This window comes from Kitasatospora sp. NPDC049285, assembly GCF_040678815.1.
Classification (GTDB): Bacteria; Actinomycetota; Actinomycetes; order Streptomycetales; family Streptomycetaceae; genus Kitasatospora.
This window is the reverse complement of record NZ_JBFAQR010000027.1, coordinates 65,023-87,621: the sequence shown is the minus strand read 5'-3', so window position 1 is coordinate 87,621 and position 22,599 is coordinate 65,023. Positions and strand designations below refer to the sequence as shown.

Genomic DNA, 22,599 nt, shown 5'->3' with positions numbered 1-22,599 from the left:
GGCCGCTCGAATCGGCCCCGGAGCCACCGCCCATCGTCACACCCCCTGTCGGCGGACCCGCAAGGGATCGCCACCAGATACCGCCTGAACATCTGTCAGGCGCACACCCTTCGGTCGGTGGCTGGCCGGAGGCGAACCGGGCGGGCCGACCGTCGGCGCGCCCTTGCCCCGCCGCTCTGGCGGCGGGCACCTAGGGAGGGAACCATGCAGCCCACGACTTGTACGCAGGCCGCCCCCGACGCGGCCGACAACCTCGGGCAGCCGTCGGCGCCGGGCGCCACCGCCGCCCAGTACGCCGCCGCCGACAAGGCCGTCACCGCCGAAGTGGCCAGGACGGACGGGAAGGCCGGTGCCCTGTTGACGGCCCTGGCCCTGCCCTTCGCTGTCCTCGTTGCCGTCGTGCCCGGACACGACCTCTCGCCGCTCGCCACCGCCCTCGTGGTCGCCGGCGGTGGAGGCTTGGTCCTCGCCATGACCCTCGCCCTCACCGTCGTCCGCCCCCGCCTGGCACCCGCCGCGCCCGGCACCTGGGTCCACTGGGCCGGATGCGACCGCGCCAGCCTCGACGCGGACCTCGCGACACCCGACCCCGCGGGCCGCATCCTCGCCCTGGCGGGCATCGCCCGCGCGAAGTACGTCCTGCTGCGCCGCGCAGTGGATATCACCGTCGTCTCGCTGGTGCTCCTGGCACTCGCCCTCCCCGCAGGGCTGATCTGACCCACCGCCACCGGACGCGGACGACTGGCAACGGCCTGGGGGGCTCCCCAATTGGGGAGCCCCCCAGGCCGTCAAGGTGACGGGGCTCGCTCTCGGCGAGCGCGGCGGATCTCGCCGCCCGCGTTCGCTCGTTGAGCATGCCCAAGTTGTTCGGAGGCACGACACAGGTAGTCAGACCGCCTCGGGGCTCCCGGCGGCCTTGCTGCGGAGGCTGGTGACGGTCTGCTCGCTGGTCCGGGCCCGGCGGGCGATCGAGCTGTCGGTACGGCCCCACGAGATCGCGCGACCGATGAGCACCGCCTGCTCGGCCTCCAACGCCTTGATGTCGGCGCCGTGCACCGCTTCGGCCTTCATCTCGGCGATGTCGGCTCCGGTCACCGCCAGGCGGTTCCATTCCTGTTCCCGCAGGACGGTCCGGTGAGCGTGGGCGGCTTCCAGCGCACCGAGGAGGTTGATGCCGGCGCTCCCGGCGCGGGTGGTCACGCGCTCGGACCAGGATGCGAGCCCGGCGTCGGTGGTCATCGAGGTGATGCCGCTGTCGGCGAGGGCGCTGTGCTCGGAGTCCCAGTCCGCGAACTCCACGGCGGGGCGCGGGTCGCCTCCCAGAAGCACCGTCCGGTACCAGGACCGCACCCCCAGGACGTCGAGGTAGACGTAGGTCCCGTCATCGGCCGTGCGGCCGAAGACCTTCTTGATCTCCGGGTGCCAGTGCTCGTTGCAGCCCAGGAAGCGCGTGATGCCCTCGCACCCGTCGGCCAGCCGCTTCCGTCCGGCTCCGAGTACTCCCGGGCGGTAGACCTCGGGGAAGCGGGCCACGATCTCGGCGTAGTCGACCAGATCGGCGTCCGCGTCCGCTGTCGCGGGCTGGGCCCGGTGGTGCCGGTCGCACAGGCGGCCGATGGTGCGCCCGGCCCGGGCAGCCGTAGCCGACCAGTCCAGTTCCCCGCCGGCCTGGAAGAGGCCGTCCAGGAGGGCCTGGGCGTGCGGGGCGAGTTCCTCCAGCAGCCGGTTCGCGTCCTGGACGCCGAGGTAGGGCAGCTCCTTGACGCCGGAGTCGATGACCCAGGCCAGCAGGTCCGGCACCGGCTGGAACCACATGTGCGGCCCCCGGCCGGAGAAGAGCGTGCCGGGGTGCCACCGCCGCCACGTCTCGCGGGGGACGTCGTTGGCGGCCGTCCAGGCCGGGTTCCAGGGCTCCAGGTGCTCGGTGCTTTCGAAGAAGCGCAGCTCGCCGGTCCGGGTGTCCAGCAGGATCTGCTGGTAGTGACCGGGGGCAAAGCTCGGGTAGCTGACCGAGACCGACGAGATCACCTCGACCACCGGCGTGACGGCGACCCGCGGCGCCGCGTAACGGGCCTGCTGGACCTGCGGAACGACAATTTTGATTTCCATCTGTAGATCACTCCTGACGATGAGTCACGGCTGGGGTGGGCGTCGGCGCCGAAAGACGACGCCGCGGTTCGGTGTCGAGCAGGCCCGGTTCAGCGGGGCAGCTCGCCACCGAGGGGGTGCTCGGTGGCGTGCTGCGGGGAGATCGGCGCGGTGGCGGTGTCGTCGACGGGCCCGAGGCACAGGACCCGCTCGCCTCGCTCGCGGATGAAGCCGGAGCCCAGGCAGATGCAGTCCGGGCCGTGGCCGGGCGTCGGGACGCCGCGCCGGCAGTCCACCGGCTCTTCGTGCAGCGGGACCAGGCCCTCCTCCTGCCAGACCATGACCGCCATCACCTGTCCGGAGCCGAAGCAGCCGCCGGGGCAGTCGACTCGGTGAGGGCCGTTGCGGAGCCAGTCCGCGTAGGCGCCCCGCAGCCACGCGCGGACCTCAAAGTGGTCGAGCAGGGGCAGGTTCAGCAACCTGCGCAGCTGGTTGGCAATGCGGGCGCACTCGGTCGGGCTGTGGATGTCCGTCCCGGACTGCAGGGCGACGATGTCGAGCATCACCGCCTCGAACAGTGCCGCCTCGAACTGCCGGTCGTGCAGGGTCTCCGCGGCGACGATGCCGGGGTGGCGGCGGTCGGCGAGGTCGCTCTGCATCCACAGGTGGTAGGCGATGGCCGCCTGCTTGGACAGGCGGGGCACGGACGGGTTGTCCGGGTAGGCCTCGCGGGCGGCGGCCTGGGCGAGGGCCTCGGCCAGCAGGTTCGTCTCGGGCCGGTAGCGAATGCGCTGCCCGGCGACGACGACGTCGAACGGCGCGCAGCAGGCGGCCATGACGGCGAGGGTGTCAGCGATGTCCTGCGGGTCGCCGTCGGTGGCGTCGATCGGGAGGGTGGCCTCGGGTGCAGCGAAGGCCTCGGTGCTCATCGGTGGGTGCTCCTCACGTTCTGGTTGTGCTCGCGGCCGGCCTCGGGTGCGAGCGGGCGACGCAGTGAACCCCGCACTCCTTGACGGATCGCTTGATGCCGGGAGCGCGCGGAATAACGACTGGGCAACGGCCTGTTGGGCTCCCCAGTCGGGGAGCCCAACAGGCCGTCAAGGTGATGGGCTCGCACACCTTGATGGCGGTCCCACTGCTGGTCAGAAGGGGTGGCACACTTCGCAGCGCGGCTCGTCGCGGGGCGCGCCCTCGTGTACGGCAAGCAGGTCGCCCGCACCCCGTACGGGCACCCAGGCCGGATCGGGGCACCCCGCTTCGCAGTTCGCCAGCGCCTCGAACCCGCCGTCGCCCGGCTCGCCGCCCGCCCGGTGCCGCAGCTCCAGCCCCTCGCTCCCCAGGGACAGGCGGCCCAGGGTGATGCCGTCGCGGTTCCGCTCCTCCCAGACGAACAGGCGGGCGAGATCCGCCCCGAACACGTGCCGGGCCTCAACGTCCACCTCCGCCGGATTCCCCTCCCCCGCCGCATTGCGGCGCAGCAGGACGGTCAGCAGCGGGAGCGAGGAGAGGGTACGGACGTGGTCGATCCCCTCGGTCTTCAGGTCCGTCAGCGCGGCGGTGATCTGCTCGTGCTGCTGGACGACAACGGCCTCGGGCACCCTCGGCCCGGGCGGCCGACGCGCATTGCGCGCCAGCGCCACCACCAGCGGCGTGTCCGCCACGATCGCGGCCACCGGCACACCGCGCTGCTGCGCCCGGCAGATCAGCTCGGCCCGGTGCTCCCTGACCGCGTTGGTGGCGTCCACCACCGTGCTGAGGGAACGCAGCATCCGCTCCTCCAGCAGGGAGTGCAGGTGGGTCCACGCGGGCAGGTCGGCCAGCTGGTTACCGCGGTCTCCGGAGACCAGGCCGCGCAGCCGGTCGGAGCCGAGCACGTCGTCGCCGTCGAACGCTCCGGCCAGGGCCGACTTGCCGGAGCCGGCGCAGCCGATGATCAGCACCAGGCTGGGGTCAGGCAGGCCGAACGCGGCCAGTGCCTCCTTCGTCCCGATCACCGCTGCGCCTCCGTACCGGTGGCCAGCTGGGCGAGGACGTGGGCGCGCGGGTAGTCGGTGCCCTCCAGTCGAAGGCCGACGGCGGCCGTGGCGCGGGCGAGGTCGAGCAGGTTCCGTACCGTCCCCGGAGGCACGCCCTGGATGAGGTGGGCGCCGAGGGCGCTGCTGGCGGCGGTGAGGGCGCTGTTGGCCCGGGCGAGGCCCTCGTAGGCGAGGAGTCGGTGCGCCTCGTCCAGCAGGAGCAGGTCGGACTCCGGAGCCTGGGGGGTGGGTCGGGGGCCGGTGCGGTAGTGGGGGACCGGGTCGGGGGCGGGGAGCAGGACCCGGCTGTGCGGGTCGAGATCAACGCCGTCCTGGTGGTAGACCGCCTCGGGGAGTCGGTGTTCGTCCTCCCAGGCGTCCCGTTCCTCCGGGTCCAGGTCCGTGGGCGGGGTCAGACCGCCGTAGCGGTCGCAGGTGATTCCGGCGGCGGCCAGCTGGGTGTCGCCGAGCTCGCCGACGATGTGCTCGGTCGCGGCGGTGACCTTGTAGGCCTCGGGCTGGGGCAGGTGCGCGAACGCCTCGTCGTACTCGCGCAGGAGCTGCACGAACAGCGCCTGCCAGCCGGGCGGCATGGCCTCCAGGAACGCCCTGCGCAGGACCAGGGAGTCGGCGTAGGACAGGTGGAAGTAGGTGTGGACGTCGTCGCCAGGCGGCAGCGGGTGCTGCGGGGCGGCGCGGTGGTTGGGGTTCATGGGGTTCCTCGGGTAGTCCGGCGCTGAGTGCCGGGTGTCGGGTGGTGAGCTGTCGGGTCCTCCGACGGCGCCCGGGCGGAGCGGTAAGGCGGCGGCGGGGCGATGCGGTGGGTCAGGGCTGCGGCTGCAGCAGGCGAGCGGGAGTGGCGGGGGGCAGGCCGGGAAGCGGGACCTGGCCGGGGACCGGCGGGACCGGGGGCAGACCGGACCCGCCAGTGCGGGCGGCGGCGTGCGCGCGGTCCTCCGCACCGCAGACCGGCCGGCCGGGCACGGGCTCGCTCCAGCCGCCCGCGACGGCAACCTGGATGCTCGTGTCGACGCTGGTCCAGCCGCAGTAGTCCTCGTCCTCGAACTCCCGCCCGCACACGGTGCAGTGAGCCGACCAGGACAACCGCGGCCTCACCGCGCCAATGGAGATCCGGTACTCGGGCACCCACACGCGGCCGTGATGCAGGACGACGGCGTGCCCCACCGGGCCGCCGCCGTCCCCGGCAACGGTGAACGCGGCGAGCGCGGCGTGCTGGGCGGCGGTGATCAGGGCGGTGCCCTGGTCGGGCATCGGCCGGTGCTGGCCGGTGGCGCTCATCCACAGCGCCCACTCGGTGCTCTCGTCGCCGACCAGGTCAGCGCGCTGGGACGGTTCGGTAGCGGCAGTCATCAACATCTCCGGGCTGGTGTCGAAGGGCGCGGCACCGCCGCCCGGCCGACTGGACGACCGAACGGCGGCGCCGCGTGGCGGGCTGCGAGTCGGCGCGGCGACCGAACTCCGTCAAGACGCGGCGGCGGCCCAGCCGTCATCGGTGGTGAGGCCCCGCGCCCGCCGCGATGCGCCGCTCGAGCCCGCTGCCGGCGCCGGCGAGGTGACGAGCGGGGCGTCCGTTCGGTCTGCTAGTCACCGGCGATCACACGGGCCAGCGCCTCGAAGGCGTCCAGGGTCCGCGGATCGTACGGGCCGTACTCGGCCCGGCGGCGCTGGGCGAGTTCGTCGTAGAGGCGGGCAGCCTCCCTGAACTGGCCCCGCTCCTCCGCTTCTTCGGCCCGGGCCGCGAGCGGGTCGGCGGCGGGCTCGTCTCCTGCTGCGCCCCGGTCGGCGGGGGTCACTCGATCCTCCAGCCGCCGGAGTCGACGGCCTGCTGGGCGTCCATCGCCAGCGATTCGAGCAGGCCGCTCCACTCGGTGCCGAGCCGGACCTCGCGGACCACGTCCCGGATCTCCCCCGCCTCGCCGGCGCTGAAGAAGAAGTGGTCGCCCTTCCAGTCGCTTCCGAGGGCGGTCAGGAACCTCTCGACGGTGACGCTGTCGCCGACTCCGGCCGAGCGCAGCGCCTCGGCGAAGGCCTGGCTGCCGCTACAGCTCACGTGGCCGGTCATGGTGCCCCAGTGGAGACCCATGTTGTTCTTCCTTCCTGATGCCGCTCCCCTGACGGGCAGCGGGTCTGATCCGGCCGGACGGCCGCGCCGCCCGTCACGTCCACCGGCCGACCCGATCTGCTGGGCCGGGGAGGTGACGGGCAGCGTGATCGCCCGGCCGAATCAGACCCGGGTGCCGGCGCTGCCAGTGGCCAGGACGATCGCGGCGGTCAGCCCGTGAAGGGCGGTGGTGACGGCGTGGGCGTCCGCCGAGAGGCAGTCGGGGTCGACGCGGCGGGCGAGCGCCGCGAGCGCGATGGCGAGCGGGTCCATCCCGGCGTCGGGGCGGGCCGGCGGGGCGGGGGCGTAGCGGGCCTTGGCGATGTCCGCCAGGTCGCAGAGGGCTCCGACGATCCGCGCGGTGCCGTTGGGCAGGTCCTCGGCTTCCCGGACGGCGAGCGCGACGTGCTCGAAGCCGCTGTCCCAGGTGGCCTGGACCTCGTTTCCGTCGCCGTCTTCCGCGGCTTCGAGCAGCAGGGCGGGCACCAGGAACAGGCCCCGGCCGACCTCGGCGCGCCGGACGGGGGTGACGCCGAGCTTGTCGAGCAGGGCGTTGATCTGGTCGGCCTGGTGCCGAAGGGCGGTGTAGGTGTCGACGTCCTGGTCCACGCGCTGCTGGCAGTAGGCCGCGTCCGCGTCGGCGAACCAGTCGGGCACGGTGGTGTCCGCGGCGGCGGGGGCGGCCTCGGTGCCGGACGCCCAGGCGGAGGTGTCGGGTCGGTCGGGCAGGCCGTCCAGCACCGTCTCCCAGCTGTGGAACGTCAGGCCCTTGTCGTCGATGTAGGCCAGGGCGCCGAACTTCCGGGAGCTGACGAGCAGTTCGGGGCCGTGCCAGTAGGCGCGCTCGGGGTCCTGGTCGTCGACGATCACCTCCCAGTCGAGGCGCTGGCGCAGCCACTGGGCGATGGCCTCATGCTGCCGGGGGTGGCGGGCCGTCATCACGAACAGGCTCCAACCGGCCCGGAGGAGCCGGTCGAGGGCCTCGATCGCGCCGTGGATCGGCGGCCCGTAGATGGCGCCTTCGCGCCATCCGTCGAAGTCGTCGTGGATGACCTGGTCGAAGTCGATGCCGATGGTGAAGGCGCTGGGCGATTGGCGCTGGGCGAGGTCGGCGGCGCGGGTGGCAAGGGCGGTGGCGACGGTGAGGGCAATGGACATGACGGTTCCGTTCACGGTGGTGGTGGTTGAGGGTGGTTCGGGTGCCGGACTGCTCAGGTGCCGAGCACTCCGGCGAGGAAGCCGTCGGGCCACAGGCGGGCTTCGACGACGGCGGTGAGGACGGCGGCGAGCGGCCAGGTCCTGCCGGTGAGGCGGACCCAGCGCAGCGCTACGGAGTGCCGGGCGGCTGCCGTACGCAGCAGGTGGTGGGCGAGCAGCCAGCCGGCGGCGACGGTGATGGCCGTGCCGATGTCGGCTCGGCTGCCGCGGGTGTTGAGGTCGAAGTACGCGAGGGCGAAGGCGGTGTAGGCGGTGAGCGCGGCGAGGCGGCCGGCCAGCCAGGTGGGGCGGTCGCGCCAGCGCGTCCGCTCGGCGGTCCGGCGCTGCTGGCGCGTGCCGAACTCGAACAGGGCCCAGCGCCAGAAGACCGACCCGTTGCGGACGGTGGTGCGGGTCGCGTTCCACAGCGGGCGCTGGGTGTTTCGGTAACTGTTTGTGATGTCGCGCAGTGCGGCTTCGACCTGGTCGAGTACGGCGGTCCGGGCGGGCGGCGGGTCGGTCATGGCGGCGGCAGTGGTCCTTCGGGATCGGATGGGCGAGTGGTCGAGGGTCCTTGCGGCGCCTCGTACCCGGGCTCGGAGGGTGGCCCCGGGGCCTGGGAATCTGGTGACGTTCAGTGACATTCCAGGAGGTGCTGGCAGATCTCCCCCGGGTGCCCCGTGTCCCGCGTGGAGCGGTGCCGGAGCCTGGCCGGAGGCTGCTCACGGCCTGCTCTGGGGCTGCTCAGCGCCTGCTCGCGGGCACTGGCCGGCCGGGTTCGCCGAGCAGGTGCCGAGCAGCCCAAGAGCAGATCTGCATGTCCTTTGACCTGCGGGTTAGCAGGCGGAGCAGGTATGGGGAGGCGGGATACCTGGGGTGGCTCTCGCGCCGGCCACAGTCGGCTCGTCCCCGGCTCGGGCGAAGTTCCGGTGCGGTGCCGCCGGCCGCAGGCATGAGGCGGTCGACGCCTGATCGGCCGACGGGGGAACTCGAGGAAGATGGGTGACTTTCCGTGATTCTGTCTTCGGGATGGTGGATCTTCGAAGCCACCTGCCGGGAGACCCGGTTGTCGAGGAATCGGGCTGGAGGGCGGGGTCGGCCGGGTGGAGCCCGAGCGTGGCGGTGCTCCCGCCCCGAACACCTCCGGGGCGGAAGCACCGCCATGACTCCGTGCCCTACGGCGAGGGCCGATCGCTACGGATTGTTGTTGCCGCTCGGGAGGGCCAACGGGGCCTTGACGGTCGCCGCGAGGACGGAAAGGGCCCCTTCGGGGAGGGTCGCCGGGATGAGCAGCTCGCGCGCCACGGAGGCCGCGGGGATCTCGATGATGGAGGCGAGGACCTGACCGCGGTCCTCTCGCCGGCCGGCGACGACGGCGTAGGTGCCGACGAGGTCGGTGCGGTCGTTGGCCGCCGTGCCGCCCTGGCAGCTGCCGTTGACGACGATGGTCAGGCTGCCGGAGGCGTCGGTCAGGACGAGTTCGCGGGGGTAGCGCCCGCTGAACTCGGTGATGATGCCCTCGACGGTGACGAGGGACAGTTCGGCTGCGTTGGTCATTCTCTGCAGGTTGTCGCCGGACATGCGGTGGCGCTCCTTCATCGGTTCGGGGTGGTGCCCGCGCGGTTCGCCGTGCGGGACGATTGGGGCGGGCCGGGGACGAGACCGGCCCGCTGGGCAGTTGCTGCCCACCGGCCCCGGGGTGCTTCGTTCATCCCGGGGCCGGACCGCGTGGTTCGCGGTTCACTTCGTCAGCGCGGTTCGCCGGGGACCGGTTCGCGGTTCTCCGGAGGCCGGTTCGGACGGTCAGCGGTTCGCCAAAGCCGGTTCGCGGTTCGCCGGAGGCCGGTTCAGTTCGCCAGCGCGGTTCGCCAGGGCCGGTTCGCGGTTCGCGGGAGGCCGGTTCGGACGGTCAGCGGTTCGCCAAAGCCGGTTCGCGGTTCGCCGGGGACTGGTTCGCGGCCGTCTGCTGGACCTGGCCGCTGTCGAACTGGCGGCGGGCCTCGGCGAGGCGGTGGTGCGCCGTGGTCTTCTTCATGCCGAGTTGCTTCATCACGAACGCGAGGTCCACCGTGTCGCGCCCGTGAGCGCGGATGAGCTCGAGGACCTGCAAAACCTCCTGCTCAGCGATCTGCTGGGCCGCGCTGGTTCGACGGTTCGAACCAGCAGCAGCGGCTTCGTCGACAGTGGTTCGCGCCTCGGGTTCGTCCTGCTGCGGTCCGGTTCGCGGTTCGGCCGGGGCCGGTTCGCCGACGGTCCGGTTCGCGGGTTCGAGTTCGCGCCGGTTCGGGTTCGCGCCGGTTCGCGGCCCCGGCAGTTCGCGGTTCGCGGCCGTGACGGCCCGGTTCGCGGACTGGTTCGGCGAACCCGCCCGGGTGAGCCGGACCGCGAACTGCGGCAGGTTCGCCGGGTTCGGCGAACCGGTGACGGCGAGCACCAAGGTGGAGTTCGGGATCGGCGCGAGCGCGCGAACCGGCATCCAGTCGCCGACGCCGATCGCGCCCGCGACGAACCGGCGAACCACGCCGAGGTCGGTTCGCCGAACCATCGCCCTCCGGTTCGCCGCCGCAGTCCAGGCCAGCTCGACCGTGGACAGCGCCTCGTCGGTGATCGCCAGCGACCATGCCGCGAAGCTGTGTGCCGGATACCGGAGCCAGCGGATCAGACCGATCCGGGGCCGGACCCGGGTCACCAGGCCGGCGGCCCGCAGGGCCTTGCGGTGGATCAGGCTCGCGTACAGCTCCCACAGCACGATGCCGACGATCGACATCGCGGCGAACGAGACCGCCTTCGGGGTGAAGTGCCAGTAGGTGATCTGGTCGACCCACTTGCCGGTGGCGTAGTCATACTGGCGGCCGACGACCTGGGCGCTGGCGTGCCAGTAGTTCATCAGGGCGGCGCCGGAGGCGAAGATCCAGGTGCTGACCCGGTAGAGCGTCCCGGCGTCGCCGCTCTTGCGGGCCTGGTGGTACATCCAGGCCGTGAAGGCGGTGGACAGCTCCCACGCGGCGGCGAACAGGATCGTGAACGGCGCGATCCACCCGAGGATGTCGCGGGCGAAACCGGCCTGGCCGGTCCAGGCGACGGCCATCGGCGCGGTGATCGGCACCACGACCAGCAGCCGCTCGGCGTTGGCCCGGATGAACGCCTTCACCCGGCCGGCCACGGTGGGCTTCCCGGCGCGCTCGGCCTCGCGGGCCTCCCGCTTGAGGCGCTGGTTCTCCAGCTTGCGTGCGGTGCGGCTGGTCGCCTGCTGCAGGTACCGCTTGGCGGCGACCTCGGCCAGGTGCGCTCGGTCGTTCGCCTTCTGCGCCTGCTTCTCCAACGCCCTGGCCTTCTCCAGCGCCTCGGCGGTGTCCTTCTTGTCCTGGGCGAGCAGACGCGCGGCTTCGTCGCGGATCTGCTCGGCCTGCTTGCGGGCCTGCTCGCGGATGTTCTCCGCGTCGTCCTCGGCCCTCTCGCGCAGGGTGCCGGCCTCCTTGTCGGCAACCTCCCTCCGCTGCTGGACGTCCTGTCGGGCCTCGGAGACGATCCGGTCAGCCTCGTCGGCCGCCGCGGACCGGCTGGCCCGGGCAGCGGCCGACGCCTTCTCGACCTCCTGCTGGGCCTCCTCCCGCAGGGCATGCGCCTGGGCGCGGATCGCGTCCGCGTCCTTCTGCGCCGCCTGCCGGTCCTCCTCGGCGCGGCGGCGGGCGTCGGCCAGCAGCGCCGCCGCCTGCTCCTGGGCGTCGGCCCGGACCTTGCCAGCTTCCTTGTCTGCCGCCTCTCGCACCTGGGCGGCCCGGTTCTCGGCGCCGGTGGTGATCCACTCCGCCCTGTTCTCGGCGGTGCTGACCGCCTCCTGGGCGTGGGTGCGGTCGCGGGTCGCCGCCTTGGAGGCGTCGGCGCGGATCTGCGTCGCCTGCTGCTCGGCCTCCGCGGTGATCTGCTCGCCGGCGGCCTTCGCCTCGGCGGTGATCCGGTCGGCCTGCTGCGCCGCCGCCGTGACCACCGCGGTGGCGCTCTGCTCGGCCTCGGCCAGCTTCGCCGCACCGTCGGCGCGGACCCGGGCCAGGTGCTCCTCCGCGTCGGCGATCAGCTTCTCCGCGGCCTTCTCTGCACGGGAGGTGAGCGTCTCGGCCTCGTCAACGGCCGTCGCGCGCAGCGCCTCGGCCTCGGCCGTCCACTGCGCCGCGGTGTCGGCCTGGCGGCCGACCTCGGCCAGAGCAGCGGCGAGCCGGTCCTGGTCCGGCTGCGCGGTCGGCTGCGGAGCGGTGTCCGGCGGCTGCACGCCGGTCTGGGTGCTGCGCGTGGTGGGCCCGCCGCCGCGGCGGGCCCGCGAGTTGGACTTGCGGGGGGTCATGGTGGAGCGCTCCCTTCGGGGATGTCGGGGAAGTGGGCGGTGCGGGAACGGGGCGGGGCCGCCCGGCCGATAGCCCGGCCGGGCGGCCCCGCAGCGATGTGATCGAACGTCGTTACTTCTCGCGGGCGGCCTTGGCCTTCTCCAGCGCCTTCTCCAGGGCCTCGCGCTTGTAGCCGGAGGCGTTCTTCTGGCCCTCGACCGCACCGATCGAGGTCGTGTTGCCGCACCCAGCGTCCTTCAGCAGCTGGCGCAGCTCGTCCGCCTCGATGCCGGCGAACTCGCCGGGGCTGGCGTCGGGGTGGTCCTCGTCGAAGTCGCCCTCGTCCCGGCCGCCGATGTGCCGGGCGAGCAGGGCGAGCGTGGCCCGGTCGGTGTCCAGCTCGTCGAGCGCGGTCAGGCAGGCCCGCACCGCGCGGACGGCTTCGGACTCCAGCTGCCGGAAGTCGCCGGCCGCGTCGCCGGACAGCGTCCCGGCCCGCTCCCGCTGCGCGCGGGCGCGCTCGCACACGTCGTCGAACGCGACGCTGGTCAGGTAGTCGATGGAGACGATCTGCCACTGGTGGCCGACGGCGATGACAGCGATGGCGACGTGATCCTCCGTCAGCACGGAGGCGTCCGCACCGGCGTCGCTTGCCAGGTCGCCCAGGCACATCCGGCTGCTCCGCTTGTCCGGGCAGCGCACCGAGACCCGCACCCCGAACATGTCGCGGAATCCCGTCGGCACTTCCTCGCCGTCGGGCCGCTGGGTGCCGCAGATGAGGAAGACGCCGGCCGCCGGGCCGCCGCGCAGCAGGTTCTTCAGCTTGGCGAGGACCCGCTCCCGGCGCTTGGGCGTCATCGCGAGCAGGTACATCTGCAGCTCGTCGATCACGCCCAGCAGGATCGGGTAGCCGTGCTCGCGCGCCAGCTCCGGGGTGAGGCGGCCCTCGGGTACCAGGGAGATGTCCAGCTGCCCCAGATGGGCGTAGCGCTGCTCCATGTCCTCGGTCAGCTCGTCGAGCATGTCCTCGAACTGCAGCAGCTCCTGCTCGCCCAGGCCTTCGGTGAAGCGGTGCGCGACCTTGCGGGCGCTGCGCCAGTCCGCACCGCGCTTGGCGTTGGCCAGGTAGAGCCGCACGCCCGGGTCGAGCAGCGCGGCGGCGACGGCGATCCTCATGGCGAACGTCTTGCCGAACCTCATCATGCCGCTGAAGAACATGCTCGTGAATCCGCCAGCGAACTGGGTCGGCAGGTCGCGGCGTTCGGCCAGGATCGTCTGGCCGAACGGCACGCCGCCCCAGAAGTCCCAGAAGTCGGCGTCGGCGAGCACGCTCTGGGCGTGGCCGACGGCCAGGTACGGGTCCTCCTCGGCCACCCAGACGTCCATGCGGCGCCCGTGGCCGCCCTCGGCGGCCGGGACCTCGCGGATGGCGAGCTGGGTGATGGGGATCGACAGCTCGGCTGCGACGACGTCCTGCTTCTTCAGGACGTGCTTGACCAGCTTGCCGCCGCCGGGCGGCAGGTCCACGGTCATCGTGAAGCCGTTGCCGATCCCGTAGTCGGGCCTGGTGACGACCTGCACGCTCAGCGGCTCCCGACCCCGCTTCGGCGGGGGCAGCAGGCCAGCCGCGGTGAGCGCCGCATTCAGCAGGACGACCTCCTCGGGCAATTCGTCCGGCTGCTCCGGAGCGGGCGGCTTGGTGAAGTTCGGGGGCACGGACCCGGCCTGCCCCTGGGCACCGGGCCGGGGGCCGGTCGCCGCCGTGTCTTGCGGGCCCGGTCCGGGCGATGCCGCACCGGCCTGGGCCTGCGGGCCGCGCGCCGCACCCGCTGCGTGCTGCGCGGAGGGCTGGTCGGCGGCGGGCGCATCGGGCTCGTAGTTGAGGGGCTTGACCTCGGGGTCGGAGGAGCGCCAGTCGAGTCGGCCCTTGGCCCACGCGGCGACCAGGACACCCACGGCGGTCAGCGACGGCATCACCAGGCCGCCGATCTCGAGCTCGGCGAAGCCGACGACCAGGCCGAGCGCCGCCGTCGCCCACCGGCGCCGGTTACTCACCCGGCGCCGGTGGTTGGCGAGGTCGGCGGCCGTCGGCTGCCGGTGGCCGGTGTAAGGACGCTCCTCCATCTCCTGGGCGGCGGCCCGCCACGCCGCGGCCTCGGTCAGGAGCGCACCGGCGGTGTTCTGGGCTTCCAGGTACTCCTTGGGGTTGGTGCCGTCGCCCTTGACCGCGGCGACGACCTTCCCGGCCTGTTCCTCCAGCTCCTTGGCCTTCGCCGTGAGCCGGTTGACCTCGGCCGTCTGCTCGTCCTTCCACTTCTTGTGGCGGCTGTTGAGGTAGAGGGAGTGGAGGTGGTCGTCGGTCAGGTTGCCGGCCTTCAGCCAGGTGCCGCGCTCCTCCCGGATGACGCGCAGGCCCGCGCGGGTGGTGGCCGCCTGGCGGCGCAGCCCGTCGTTGAGGTAGGCCAGCACCCCGGTGGCCCGGCTCGGCTGCTGCTGTTCGTTGTCGGTGCTCTGCTGCTGCGGGTCGTCGGTGTCGTCGTCGATGAACTCGGCGTCGTACACGATCCGCGCGGGCGTGCTGCTCACGGTCCTCCTCCAAAGGGGGGTGCGGTGGGTTGGCCTGGTCCGGGTGGTCGCGGCCGTCCACGCCCCGTGTCCCGTCGGAACGGGTGCGGGGCGTGGGCGACCGGTGGCATCCGGGCCGGATGCTGCTAGTTGATGGCGCCGACGATCGCGGCACCTGCGCTGTTCGCGGCGGGGATGATGGTCGCGGCCACCGCGCCGCCGAGCGTCGCGGACAGGCCGAGCAGGATGCCGGAGACCACGCCCCACTTCATGCGCTTCTTGGCCTGCTCAGGGACCGGCTTCCACGCGGCGATGATCGCGATGCTCACCAGGAGCAGGACGAGACCGCCCGCGCCGTCGAGCTCCAGCGGGTTGGAGCGGACGTTGAGCGTCGTGTGCCCGCCGACCAGCCCCCACATCGCCAGGCTCCCCGCCCCGTTGCCGAGCCAGGTCACGATGCCGGTGAAGGCACCGATCAGGCCCGCGGTCGTGGCGGTGGTGAACGTGCCGTAGGCCATGCCGAGCACCACGGGGACGAGCTCCGTGGAGTTCCTCAGAGCCGCCTTGCGGTTCTTGACGTGGGTCGCGCCGAAACGGCTGAGGTAGATGACCGGGATGGCCAGTCCGGTGAGCAGGCCACCCATCGTGAGGCCGGTCGCCGGGATGTTCCACATGTTGATCTCCCATCAGGGGGTGAGTGAGCAGGGCTTTTGCCGCCCGGAGCGCCGTTGGGCGACGCCGGGCGGAGCTGGTGGAAGGACGGTCAGCTCTGGAGGTACGGCGCGCCGATGGCGTTGAGCCACGGGATCACCGTCACCGAGGCCGCACCGACGACACCGCCGGCCAGGCCGAGGGAGCTGCCGATCACGCCGCCGAGCACGATCCGGCGACGCAGCGCGGAGTCGCTGCAGCGCCACAGCACGACCAGCAGAAGCAGCAGGAGGAAGACGGCGAAGCCGCCGCCGGCCTGGAGCCCGGCGGGCTGCGCCGGGGCGAGAAGGTGTTCGGCGCCGTGGCCGGTGACGGTGTTGCCGACCTTGTTGGTGGCCTTGGCGACGTTGTGCGCGGCGAGGGCCAGCAGGCCGCCAGCGCACAGGGCGGACACCAGGCCCATCAGCAGGCCGGAGGCGAAGACGATCAGGCTTGCCCAGTCGCTCCGCCAGTGGAAACCCTCGCGGCGCCAGCGCAGGACGGTGCGGATCGAGACGAACAGCAGGGCGCCCGCGGAAACGGCGAGTCCGCCGATGGACAGCTGCGCGGGGCTGACGGCCAGGTCCATGGTCAGACCCCCGTGAACAGGTAGCTGACGGCGTGCCGGCCGACGGGCGTCAGGACGCTTGCCTCGACGACGGCGTAGGTCAGGACCCGCACCAACCAGCCGACGTACTGGTTCTTCAGCCGCGCGACCAGTTCGCCGACGGCGGCCAGCCCGGCCGCCAGCCAGACACCCTCGTAGTAGCCGGCGTCGGCCTTGTAGACGACGGCGACCAGAACCAGGCCGCCCGTCGCACGGAGAGCCTCGGTGCCTGATGTGACCACCCGCCGCAGCGAGAACCGCGGCGCCTGGACCGGAACGGCCGGGGCGCCGTAGAAGTGCTGGTGGACGACGTTGATCGAGGGGACAACCGGCGGGACGGCGGCGGGCGCGGCCTGCCTCGGGATCGTGGCGGCGGCCAGGCCGCCCCCGCCGCCGGAGCCGTACCACCGGTGCTCCGACCCGTTCGGGTCGTCGGACCCCGACGGCGGCGGGGGCGGCGGGGCGCTTGGCGGCGGGGGCGGGGGCGTTCCCCCGCCGCCCGGCGGCGGCTGGTCCCCCGAGCCCCACTCGTCGGCCTTCTCGACTCGGGTGGGGTTGATCGGCTTGTCACTCATGGCAGTCCTCCTCCGGGTCGAGCCGGTCCAGGTAGGGGGTGAAGTAGAGGCGGTCGAGCACTATCGCCGCGCCCCACAGGGCCGGCGGGACTCCGCAGGACAGCAGGAGCCAGAACAGCTGGGAGTTCTCGAGCACGGTGCACCCTCCAAGCGGTCAGGGCGGTCAGCGCCCGGGGGCCGGGGCACCCGGGCCGAGATCAGACGGGCAGGTTGGTGGCGTGGACGAGGTGGTTGACCAGGCCCAGGCCCAGCCGGGCGAGTGCGGCCACGCCCTCGTCCCGCCGGTCGGTGTCCAGGTCGCACAGGTGGCTGTCGAGCCGGGCCTTGAAGCGGCGCACCTCGGACCGCGGTGCCAGCCCGCCGGAGCGGCGGCCCGGGACGGGCAGCGTGTACAGGCGCAGGTACAGGACCAGGCGGGTCTCCGCCCGGTCGACGGCGAGCATCCGGCGCTCGAGTTGGCTCCTGGTGGTGCGGTCGAGCTCGGCCGCCGCGGCCACAAGCCGGACCGCGCCGACCAGCGTCAGGGCCCGCAGGCCCGGGCGCCGCATCTCCCGGCCGACCTTGGCCCAGTCGGGCTGGGTCAGCCCGAAGTGCGCGGCGGCCTTCGCCCCCCGCTCCGTCAACCGGTCGATCCGGGCGCTGACGGTGTTCGTCGCGGCGGCCATCAGCCGGCCGTCCGGGCCCGGTTCCGGGCGGCGCGGCGCTTCATCGCACGCCGCTCGTCCTCGCTCATGCCGCCCCAGACCCCGTGGTCCTGGCCGGTCTCCAGCGCCCACTGCAGGCACTGCTCCATGACCGGGCAGCGGCGGCAGGCCGCCTTGGCCTCCTCGATCTGCAGCAGGGCCGGGCCGCTGTTCCCGATCGGGAAGAACAGCTCCGGGTCCTCCTCGCGGCACACCGCGCGGTGGCGCCAGTCCATGGCAACTTCTCCTTCGTCTTCGGGTTCGGGATGTGCTCCCGCCTCGGGCCGGGCGGGACGGCGCCCGCTGCCCCCGGCGGCCGAAGCGGCCCGGGGCGGTGCGGGAGATCAGTCGTCGTGGTGCGCGGCCCAGGGCGGTCCGAGACCGCGGGGTGGGTCACGCTTGGTGGAGACCGGTGGTTGGTTCCGGAACTCCCCCCACCCGCCGCTCGCGGCAGATCGGGGCAACTCCGGTTTCCTGGAGAGAAGTTGGCTGCCGCCCGGACCGGGGCCCGGGCGGCAGCCGATGCTTCGGTGGTGCTTGGGTGCGTGACGGCCGCGCCTCCGTGCCAGGGAGTCGGGATGGCCGCTTCCCGCCCGGCCGGAAGCCGGGTGGGGCTCGCCTGGATGACGGGGAGGCGGGGCCCCGAGCCGAATGTCCGTGCGTCACAAGGTGAGTGGTGGTGCACCCCGGGGCGGCGTCACGCTCGCGGCCGTCGGGGCCTAACTGTGTTGGCGCTCTATGGAGTTGGGGGAAAGCAACGGGCACTTCCTTCGGGTGGTTTTCAGGCCGACCCTCCGGGTGCGGGGGTGGTGCGAGGTAGGTGCGGGGCCCCGTGGGGCCCGCCGCACCACCCCCGGCGCCGCCCTGGGAGGCATGGACATGCCAGGGCGGTTCCGAGGGACAGGCGGCGGGAAGGCGAAGCCGAACTGCCAGGTGGGACTGGCGGGGAGTTACTGGCCGGAGCCGGTGTCGGAGCCGCCGCCGTTCTCCTTGGCGGGGTCCTTGCGGACCCTGCGCAGTGCTTCGTCGGCTTGGTTGGCCAGGGGCTCGGGGGTGAGCGTCATCGGGCACCCCCGGCCTCGGCCGTGTACGGGCGGCCGAAGTTGCGCACCGTGTGCTGCTCGGCGCCAGGCTGGCCGTACGGGTCCGGGCTGTACTCGCGCTGGCCGTCCTTGTCGGTCGCGGCGGACGCGGGGTGGACCTCGCGCGGCTGGCCCGTTGCCGCCGCCGGGTCGTAGCGGTGCCAGCCGCCGGACGACGATCCGCCGGTGTGGGTGGTCGTCCCCGAGCTGGTGGTGGAGGGCCGGCTGGAGCCGAGTCCCAGGTAGGACTTCGCGCTGTCGAGCAGGCCCATCAGACCGCACCCCCCACCAGCTGCTCCTGGAGCTGGGCGGCCTGGTCCTGGATGTCCTGGATTTCGGCCTGGCTCTGGCCCCAGCCGGCGATCCGGTCGTCCAGCCAGGCCCGTTCGGCGGCCGTCGGCTCGAACTCGGGGGCGGTGTGGTCGGCGGTGCCGACCTGCGACATCATGTTGCTCACGGCGAGTGACTCCCTCAGTGAAGTTGAGGATGATGGCGATCGCCGCGGTGCGGATTGCGACCCGCGCCGGCTGCGGGCCCGGGAGTGCGACATCCCGGGCCCGCAGTGCGTTCCCCGGGTTGCGACTCCCGGTTCCAGCACAGCGATCTGACGTTGCGCCAGCCTGCCCGGGTTGCGACTCCCGGCTTGCTTGGCGACGTGACAACCATGGCATGGTGCCGATCGGCCCGTCAAGGCTAATGCGCATCTGCCCGTAAAAACTTTCGCTGATGCGCAGTAGTTGCTGATGTGGTTCACTACTGTGCACAGACATCACGCGCTCGTGGACGAAGGGGGTATCCGAGTGGCCGCCAGGTGGGAGCAACTCGCCGAGGAGCTGGAAGCGGAGATCGCCCAGTTGGAACCGGGCAGCGCCGCTCCGAGCATGAAGCAGTTGCTCGATGCTGGACGTGGCTCCACCACCACGATCAGCGCCGCCTACCGCGAGCTGAAGCGCAAGGGCCTGGTGAAAGGTGTGCGCGGCAGCGGGTACCTCGTGCGGGACCGTCGTCCCATCAAGATCCGGCTCAATCGGTACGGCAGCACCGTGGAGCCGGGAGGCAGCTTCGGACCTTGGGAAAGTGCCCTCGCGGCGCAGGGCCTCGAGGGCCGGATGCTTCTGGTGGCCACGTCCGAGGGTGAGGCGCCGGCCAGCGTGGCCGCGAAGCTGCGCCTCACGGAGGCGCGCGGCTACACCGTCGTGGGGCGTACTCGTCATGCGGTTCTGGAAACCGCGGCAGGGGACGAGGTGGTGCAGCTCCAGCAGGCCTGGTACCCCGTGGACGTGGCGCGCGCGGCCGGACTCGACGGTGACGACAAGGTCGTCGGAGGCACGTTGGCCCGCCTGGCCGCAGCCGGCCTGGTCGGTTCCGCCTCCGAGCGCGTGTTCCTCCGCGAAGCGACGAAGGCCGAAAGCGGACTTCTCGACCTTCCGCCCGGAAGCCTGGTCGTCCAGATCGAGCGCCTGCTGTTCGACGGGGACGACAGACCCGTCGAGCTGCTGCAGATCGCGGCCGACCCGAGCCGGACCGAGCTCGTCTACGACGGCCTGGAGCTCAACGGACTCCGCTGACGCCGGACTCCGGCCGCTGCCGGAGTCCACGCACCGAGCTCTACGCACTTGCCCTCCCCTCTGCTATTTCCGGCCACAACGGCCGCCGGGGATCAAGCATGGGGAGATCACAACCGGAGGGGGAGATCCCTCCGGACCAGTGGTGGCCCAGTTCTGGCCCACTTCTGGATCAGTTTCGGCAGACTCAGCGACAAAGATCGGGGAGGGAGTGGAATCGTGGTCACCCGCGTCGAACGGTGGACGGGTCGGGAGGCATCAGCTCTCCAGCAGGTGCTGAGGATGTCGGACCGCGCGTTCGCCGAGCATCTCGACATCTCGCGGAACACTGTCGTCACCTGGCGCCAGAAGGGGGCAAGCGTCATGTGCAACTCAAATACTGCCCAGCTGCTCGACAGCGCCGTCGCCCTGCTCTCCCCTGCTGATCGCGCGGAATTCCAGCGTCGACTCCAGCAGAACGGCGAAGTGAATTTGCCGTCGGAAGCGGGCCCCAGCGCCGGCCCCCAACTCTCCCTGGTGTCGCACCAGTTCATCCCGGTCCAGCTCGGAACGTCGGCAGAGATCCTGTTCCGCGCAGGCACCGAGCACCCGCACGGCCCGGCCGAGCTGGACCAGCGCACCCACGCTCTTCGCGGGAACACGGACGACCGGCGTGCGCGACTGCACGTCTACGGCTTCGGGATCGGCGTCCTGCACCTGGAGCAGAACCTCCGGCCGAACTCCGTGACGGAGCTGGCACTGTGGCGCTACCCCTCGTACCCGGGAAACCGTCGCTGGACGCAGCAGGCCGTCATGGAGCTGGCAACGACCCTGGTAGGGCGCGAGGTGACGATCGACCAGCCGGAGTACGTGCTGTCGGTCTACGAGGTGCGCACCCACCCCTGGAGCAGTGGCGACCTCGACACCGGGCTGCAGTTGATGGCCACGCCGTCCGTGCTGGTCGACCGGTCGGACGAGCTCAGGCCGGTCTCGCTGGGCATCGAAGCAGACCGCTTCGAACAGGGGTGGAGCCACCGCGACGCAATCCGTTTCGCCGGCGGTGTCTCACACGGGGTGGCCGGGTGGTCGGGCGTCGCCTACCACCCGGACCCCGCAGAGCGCGCCCTGCCGATCGGCGCCATCGTCGCCTTGGAGCTCGACCTCCAGGCCTTGTGGGCGCTCTCCCTGCGCATGCTCCACCCGGTGAAGAACGGTCAGGACCCCGAGACGCTGCCCTCCGTCGGCTGGCGCTGGCTGCGCGGCGTCCTCACCAAGCTGACCTCGGCCGGACCGACGGAGACGGCGCAGCACCGCGCTATGCGGGAGGCGATCGTGGGGACCAGCGACCTTCCCAAGCAGCTGTCCACCGCGCTGGAAGCCCTGAAGGAGATCGCCCCGTGAGTAGCCAGACTTCCCCCGCGGCGCTGACCTCGACCGTCCTGGTCGTAGTCGACGTCCAGGTTGGCTTCGTCAACGAGGCCAGTGCGCCCGCGGTCCCGGTGGCCACCGGCCTTCTGGAGGCGTGGCAGGACGCCGGCGGGGCGTCGATCGTGGCGTCCTTCCACAACCCTCCGAACTCGCCGTACGAGAAGATCAGCAGCTGGACCAAGCTGCGCACGGACGCCGAGCAGGCTCTCGCACCCGGCCTGCAGCGCCTCGCCGATCGAGCGACAGCGGCGGTCACCAAGACCACCTCGAACCTGTTCCTGGCGGACGGCGTCCTCGACCTGTTCCGGACCTCCGGATGGACGGACCTCGTCGTCTGCGGAATCGACACCGACTCCTGCGTGTACGACACCGCCGTCGGGGCCTACCACCACGGCATCACCCCATGGGTGGTCGCCGACGCGTGCGCCTCCTCCGGCGGTACGCGCTACCACGACATCGGACTCGAACTCGCCGGCCGCAACCTCGGACGGCGCTTGATCGTCACCAGTTCCCGGGTCATGACCTGGCTCAACTCCACGGGGGACCACCAGTGAAGGCGACGCCGCAGGACGCCGAGCTGCTCATCGTCGGTGCCGGCCCGGCCGGATGCGCCGCGGCCATCATGGCCGCCAGCATCGGGATGACCTCCGTGCTCATCGACGCGGAGCCTCGACCCGGCGGAAAGCTCTGGCAGATCGGCCACCTGGAGAACCTCCCCGGCGGTTGGACGGACGGCCCCAGCTACGCCAGGTCTCTCATCGGCGACCTGGCCCGTCTCGGCGACGCCTGTCGGTTCCAGGAGGCGGAGGTCATCGCGGTGAACGCCAGCGAGGACCAGGTCGCAGTCACGCTCGCGGACGGCGGTGTGCTGACGGGCCGCCACCTCATCGTCGCTACCGGCGTGCGGGCCGCGAAGGCCAGCGACGTCGCTTGGATCAGCGCGGAGACGGAGCTGTCGGCGTTGTGGTCAGCTCCCGTCCCGGCGCCCGGTCAGCACATGGTGGTGGTCGGAGCAGACCGGCCTCTCGGAACCTGGCTGCGCACGCACCCCGACTTCGGCCAGAAACTGACGGTCCTTCATCCCGCAGCGGACGACTACAAGGCCCACGAGGTGCGCGATGACCCTCGCGTGGAGCTGGTGCGCGTGGCGCACGTAGCCGTTCGGGGAGCCGGACCGTTCGAGATCGAGTTCAGGCCCGCCGGCACCGCTGGGCAGAAGGCCATCGGCGTCGACTCCGTGTTCGCCAACCTGGGGTCGGTGCCGGCCTCGTTGCCCGGCCTGGTGTCGACCGCGGACGGATACTGCCCGCCCGCGGATCAGCACCCGCGGATCACCATCGCCGGCGATCTGTGCGCGAAACAGAACCAGCGCGTGTTGATCGCAGGGGGAGGCGGAGGGACCGCCGCTCTCTTCCATTACTACCGGGAGGAGCGAGCCGGAAGCGCTGGACCGACACACCAGACGCCTTGAGGCAAAGGCGTGGCGGCTAGGCCCAGCATTGGGTTTAGGATCAGGTGCTGACTGTAATCGCCATTGGGAGTTGGAATCCCCGACAGGCGAGACAAGTCGGACAAAAAGAATAGGCCCCTGGGGTCGCCGAGCGGGATTGGAAGTCCCACTGGATCGGCGGCCGGGGGCCCGAGTCTGGGGCCGTGGATCAGACGGCTCCGAGTGACTCGTAGC

At 72.1% G+C, this 22,599-nt stretch carries 25 protein-coding genes; 5 read left to right on the top strand and 20 right to left on the bottom strand.

Annotation, left to right across the window (positions count from 1 at the left end; translation table 11 throughout):
- Positions 1 to 204 precede the first annotated feature (204 nt).
- Positions 205 to 717 carry a Pycsar system effector family protein gene (locus AB0K51_RS19225; protein ID WP_363456594.1) on the top strand — a complete coding sequence of 171 codons (513 nt, stop codon included), beginning with the start codon at positions 205 to 207 and terminating at the stop codon, positions 715 to 717.
- Between the two features lie 171 nt (positions 718 to 888).
- Here AB0K51_RS19225 and AB0K51_RS19220 read toward each other — a convergent pair whose 3' ends face one another.
- From AB0K51_RS19220 to AB0K51_RS19125, 20 genes are all read right to left on the bottom strand, one after another.
- A complete protein-coding gene (locus tag AB0K51_RS19220; protein WP_363456592.1) occupies positions 889 to 2,109 on the bottom strand; it encodes a hypothetical protein in 1,221 nt (406 codons plus the stop codon).
- Between the two features lie 89 nt (positions 2,110 to 2,198).
- Positions 2,199 to 3,017: a hypothetical protein gene (locus AB0K51_RS19215; RefSeq protein WP_363456589.1), complete on the bottom strand. Its 819-nt coding sequence runs from the start codon at positions 3,015 to 3,017 to the stop codon at positions 2,199 to 2,201.
- A 213-nt stretch (positions 3,018 to 3,230) separates the two neighbouring features.
- The gene (locus tag AB0K51_RS19210) at positions 3,231 to 4,082 is read right to left on the bottom strand and encodes an AAA family ATPase (RefSeq protein WP_363456586.1); all 852 of its coding nucleotides are present in this window, start codon (positions 4,080 to 4,082) and stop codon (positions 3,231 to 3,233) included.
- Positions 4,079 to 4,816 (bottom strand): hypothetical protein, encoded by a 738-nt coding sequence (locus AB0K51_RS19205; RefSeq protein ID WP_363456584.1) that lies wholly within the window; start codon positions 4,814 to 4,816, stop codon positions 4,079 to 4,081. Before AB0K51_RS19205 ends, AB0K51_RS19210 begins: the two co-directional genes overlap by 4 nt.
- 112 nt (positions 4,817 to 4,928) lie before the next feature.
- Entirely contained in the window at positions 4,929 to 5,474 is a 546-nt protein-coding gene (locus AB0K51_RS19200; protein WP_363456582.1) for a hypothetical protein, read from the bottom strand.
- 230 nt (positions 5,475 to 5,704) lie between these two features.
- Positions 5,705 to 5,917 (bottom strand): hypothetical protein, encoded by a 213-nt coding sequence (locus tag AB0K51_RS19195; protein WP_363456579.1) that lies wholly within the window; start codon positions 5,915 to 5,917, stop codon positions 5,705 to 5,707.
- Entirely contained in the window at positions 5,914 to 6,207 is a 294-nt protein-coding gene (locus tag AB0K51_RS19190) for a hypothetical protein (RefSeq protein ID WP_363456576.1), read from the bottom strand. Before AB0K51_RS19190 ends, AB0K51_RS19195 begins: the two co-directional genes overlap by 4 nt.
- Positions 6,208 to 6,348: 141 nt before the next feature.
- Complete coding sequence (locus tag AB0K51_RS19185) at positions 6,349 to 7,383, bottom strand: hypothetical protein (RefSeq protein WP_363456573.1); 1,035 nt, start codon at positions 7,381 to 7,383, stop codon at positions 6,349 to 6,351.
- A 53-nt stretch (positions 7,384 to 7,436) separates the two neighbouring features.
- Positions 7,437 to 7,946 (bottom strand): hypothetical protein, encoded by a 510-nt coding sequence (locus tag AB0K51_RS19180; RefSeq protein WP_363456570.1) that lies wholly within the window; start codon positions 7,944 to 7,946, stop codon positions 7,437 to 7,439.
- Between the two features lie 670 nt (positions 7,947 to 8,616).
- A complete protein-coding gene (locus AB0K51_RS19175) occupies positions 8,617 to 9,003 on the bottom strand; it encodes a hypothetical protein (protein ID WP_363456567.1) in 387 nt (128 codons plus the stop codon).
- 328 nt (positions 9,004 to 9,331) lie between these two features.
- Positions 9,332 to 11,761: a hypothetical protein gene (locus AB0K51_RS19170; protein ID WP_363456564.1), complete on the bottom strand. Its 2,430-nt coding sequence runs from the start codon at positions 11,759 to 11,761 to the stop codon at positions 9,332 to 9,334.
- 112 nt (positions 11,762 to 11,873) lie between these two features.
- Positions 11,874 to 14,327 (bottom strand): hypothetical protein, encoded by a 2,454-nt coding sequence (locus AB0K51_RS19165; protein WP_363456561.1) that lies wholly within the window; start codon positions 14,325 to 14,327, stop codon positions 11,874 to 11,876.
- A 125-nt stretch (positions 14,328 to 14,452) separates the two neighbouring features.
- On the bottom strand, positions 14,453 to 14,980 hold the full coding sequence (locus tag AB0K51_RS19160) for a hypothetical protein (RefSeq protein WP_030237361.1): 528 nt from the start codon (positions 14,978 to 14,980) through the stop codon (positions 14,453 to 14,455).
- Positions 14,981 to 15,069: 89 nt separating this feature from the next.
- Positions 15,070 to 15,585, bottom strand: coding sequence for a hypothetical protein (locus AB0K51_RS19155; RefSeq protein WP_363456558.1), 516 nt, complete (start codon positions 15,583 to 15,585; stop codon positions 15,070 to 15,072).
- Positions 15,586 to 15,587: 2 nt separating this feature from the next.
- The gene (locus AB0K51_RS19150; protein WP_363456556.1) at positions 15,588 to 16,178 is read right to left on the bottom strand and encodes a hypothetical protein; all 591 of its coding nucleotides are present in this window, start codon (positions 16,176 to 16,178) and stop codon (positions 15,588 to 15,590) included.
- Positions 16,171 to 16,314 carry a hypothetical protein gene (locus AB0K51_RS19145; RefSeq protein WP_363456553.1) on the bottom strand — a complete coding sequence of 48 codons (144 nt, stop codon included), beginning with the start codon at positions 16,312 to 16,314 and terminating at the stop codon, positions 16,171 to 16,173. The genes AB0K51_RS19150 and AB0K51_RS19145 overlap by 8 nt, the downstream gene beginning before the upstream one ends.
- A gap of 61 nt (positions 16,315 to 16,375) precedes the next feature.
- The gene (locus AB0K51_RS19140) at positions 16,376 to 16,843 is read right to left on the bottom strand and encodes a hypothetical protein (protein WP_363456550.1); all 468 of its coding nucleotides are present in this window, start codon (positions 16,841 to 16,843) and stop codon (positions 16,376 to 16,378) included.
- Complete coding sequence (locus AB0K51_RS19135; protein WP_363456547.1) at positions 16,843 to 17,097, bottom strand: WhiB family transcriptional regulator; 255 nt, start codon at positions 17,095 to 17,097, stop codon at positions 16,843 to 16,845. Before AB0K51_RS19135 ends, AB0K51_RS19140 begins: the two co-directional genes overlap by 1 nt.
- 824 nt (positions 17,098 to 17,921) lie before the next feature.
- Positions 17,922 to 18,215 carry a hypothetical protein gene (locus tag AB0K51_RS19130; RefSeq protein ID WP_363456544.1) on the bottom strand — a complete coding sequence of 98 codons (294 nt, stop codon included), beginning with the start codon at positions 18,213 to 18,215 and terminating at the stop codon, positions 17,922 to 17,924.
- Positions 18,215 to 18,400 carry a hypothetical protein gene (locus AB0K51_RS19125; RefSeq protein WP_363456541.1) on the bottom strand — a complete coding sequence of 62 codons (186 nt, stop codon included), beginning with the start codon at positions 18,398 to 18,400 and terminating at the stop codon, positions 18,215 to 18,217. The genes AB0K51_RS19130 and AB0K51_RS19125 overlap by 1 nt, the downstream gene beginning before the upstream one ends.
- Positions 18,401 to 18,743: 343 nt before the next feature.
- On the opposite strand from AB0K51_RS19125, the gene AB0K51_RS19120 reads away from it, so the two are divergent.
- The 4 genes from AB0K51_RS19120 to AB0K51_RS19105 all read left to right on the top strand — a co-directional run bounded on the left by AB0K51_RS19120 (position 18,744) and on the right by AB0K51_RS19105 (position 22,386).
- Positions 18,744 to 19,511, top strand: coding sequence for a GntR family transcriptional regulator (locus AB0K51_RS19120; protein WP_363456538.1), 768 nt, complete (start codon positions 18,744 to 18,746; stop codon positions 19,509 to 19,511).
- A 216-nt stretch (positions 19,512 to 19,727) separates the two neighbouring features.
- Complete coding sequence (locus AB0K51_RS19115; protein ID WP_363456536.1) at positions 19,728 to 20,888, top strand: XRE family transcriptional regulator; 1,161 nt, start codon at positions 19,728 to 19,730, stop codon at positions 20,886 to 20,888.
- Positions 20,885 to 21,469, top strand: a complete 585-nt coding sequence (locus tag AB0K51_RS19110) for an isochorismatase family cysteine hydrolase (RefSeq protein ID WP_363456533.1) — start codon at positions 20,885 to 20,887, stop codon at positions 21,467 to 21,469. The genes AB0K51_RS19115 and AB0K51_RS19110 overlap by 4 nt, the downstream gene beginning before the upstream one ends.
- Positions 21,466 to 22,386 carry an FAD-dependent oxidoreductase gene (locus AB0K51_RS19105; RefSeq protein WP_363456530.1) on the top strand — a complete coding sequence of 307 codons (921 nt, stop codon included), beginning with the start codon at positions 21,466 to 21,468 and terminating at the stop codon, positions 22,384 to 22,386. The genes AB0K51_RS19110 and AB0K51_RS19105 overlap by 4 nt, the downstream gene beginning before the upstream one ends.
- The last annotated feature ends 213 nt before the right edge of the window (positions 22,387 to 22,599 follow it).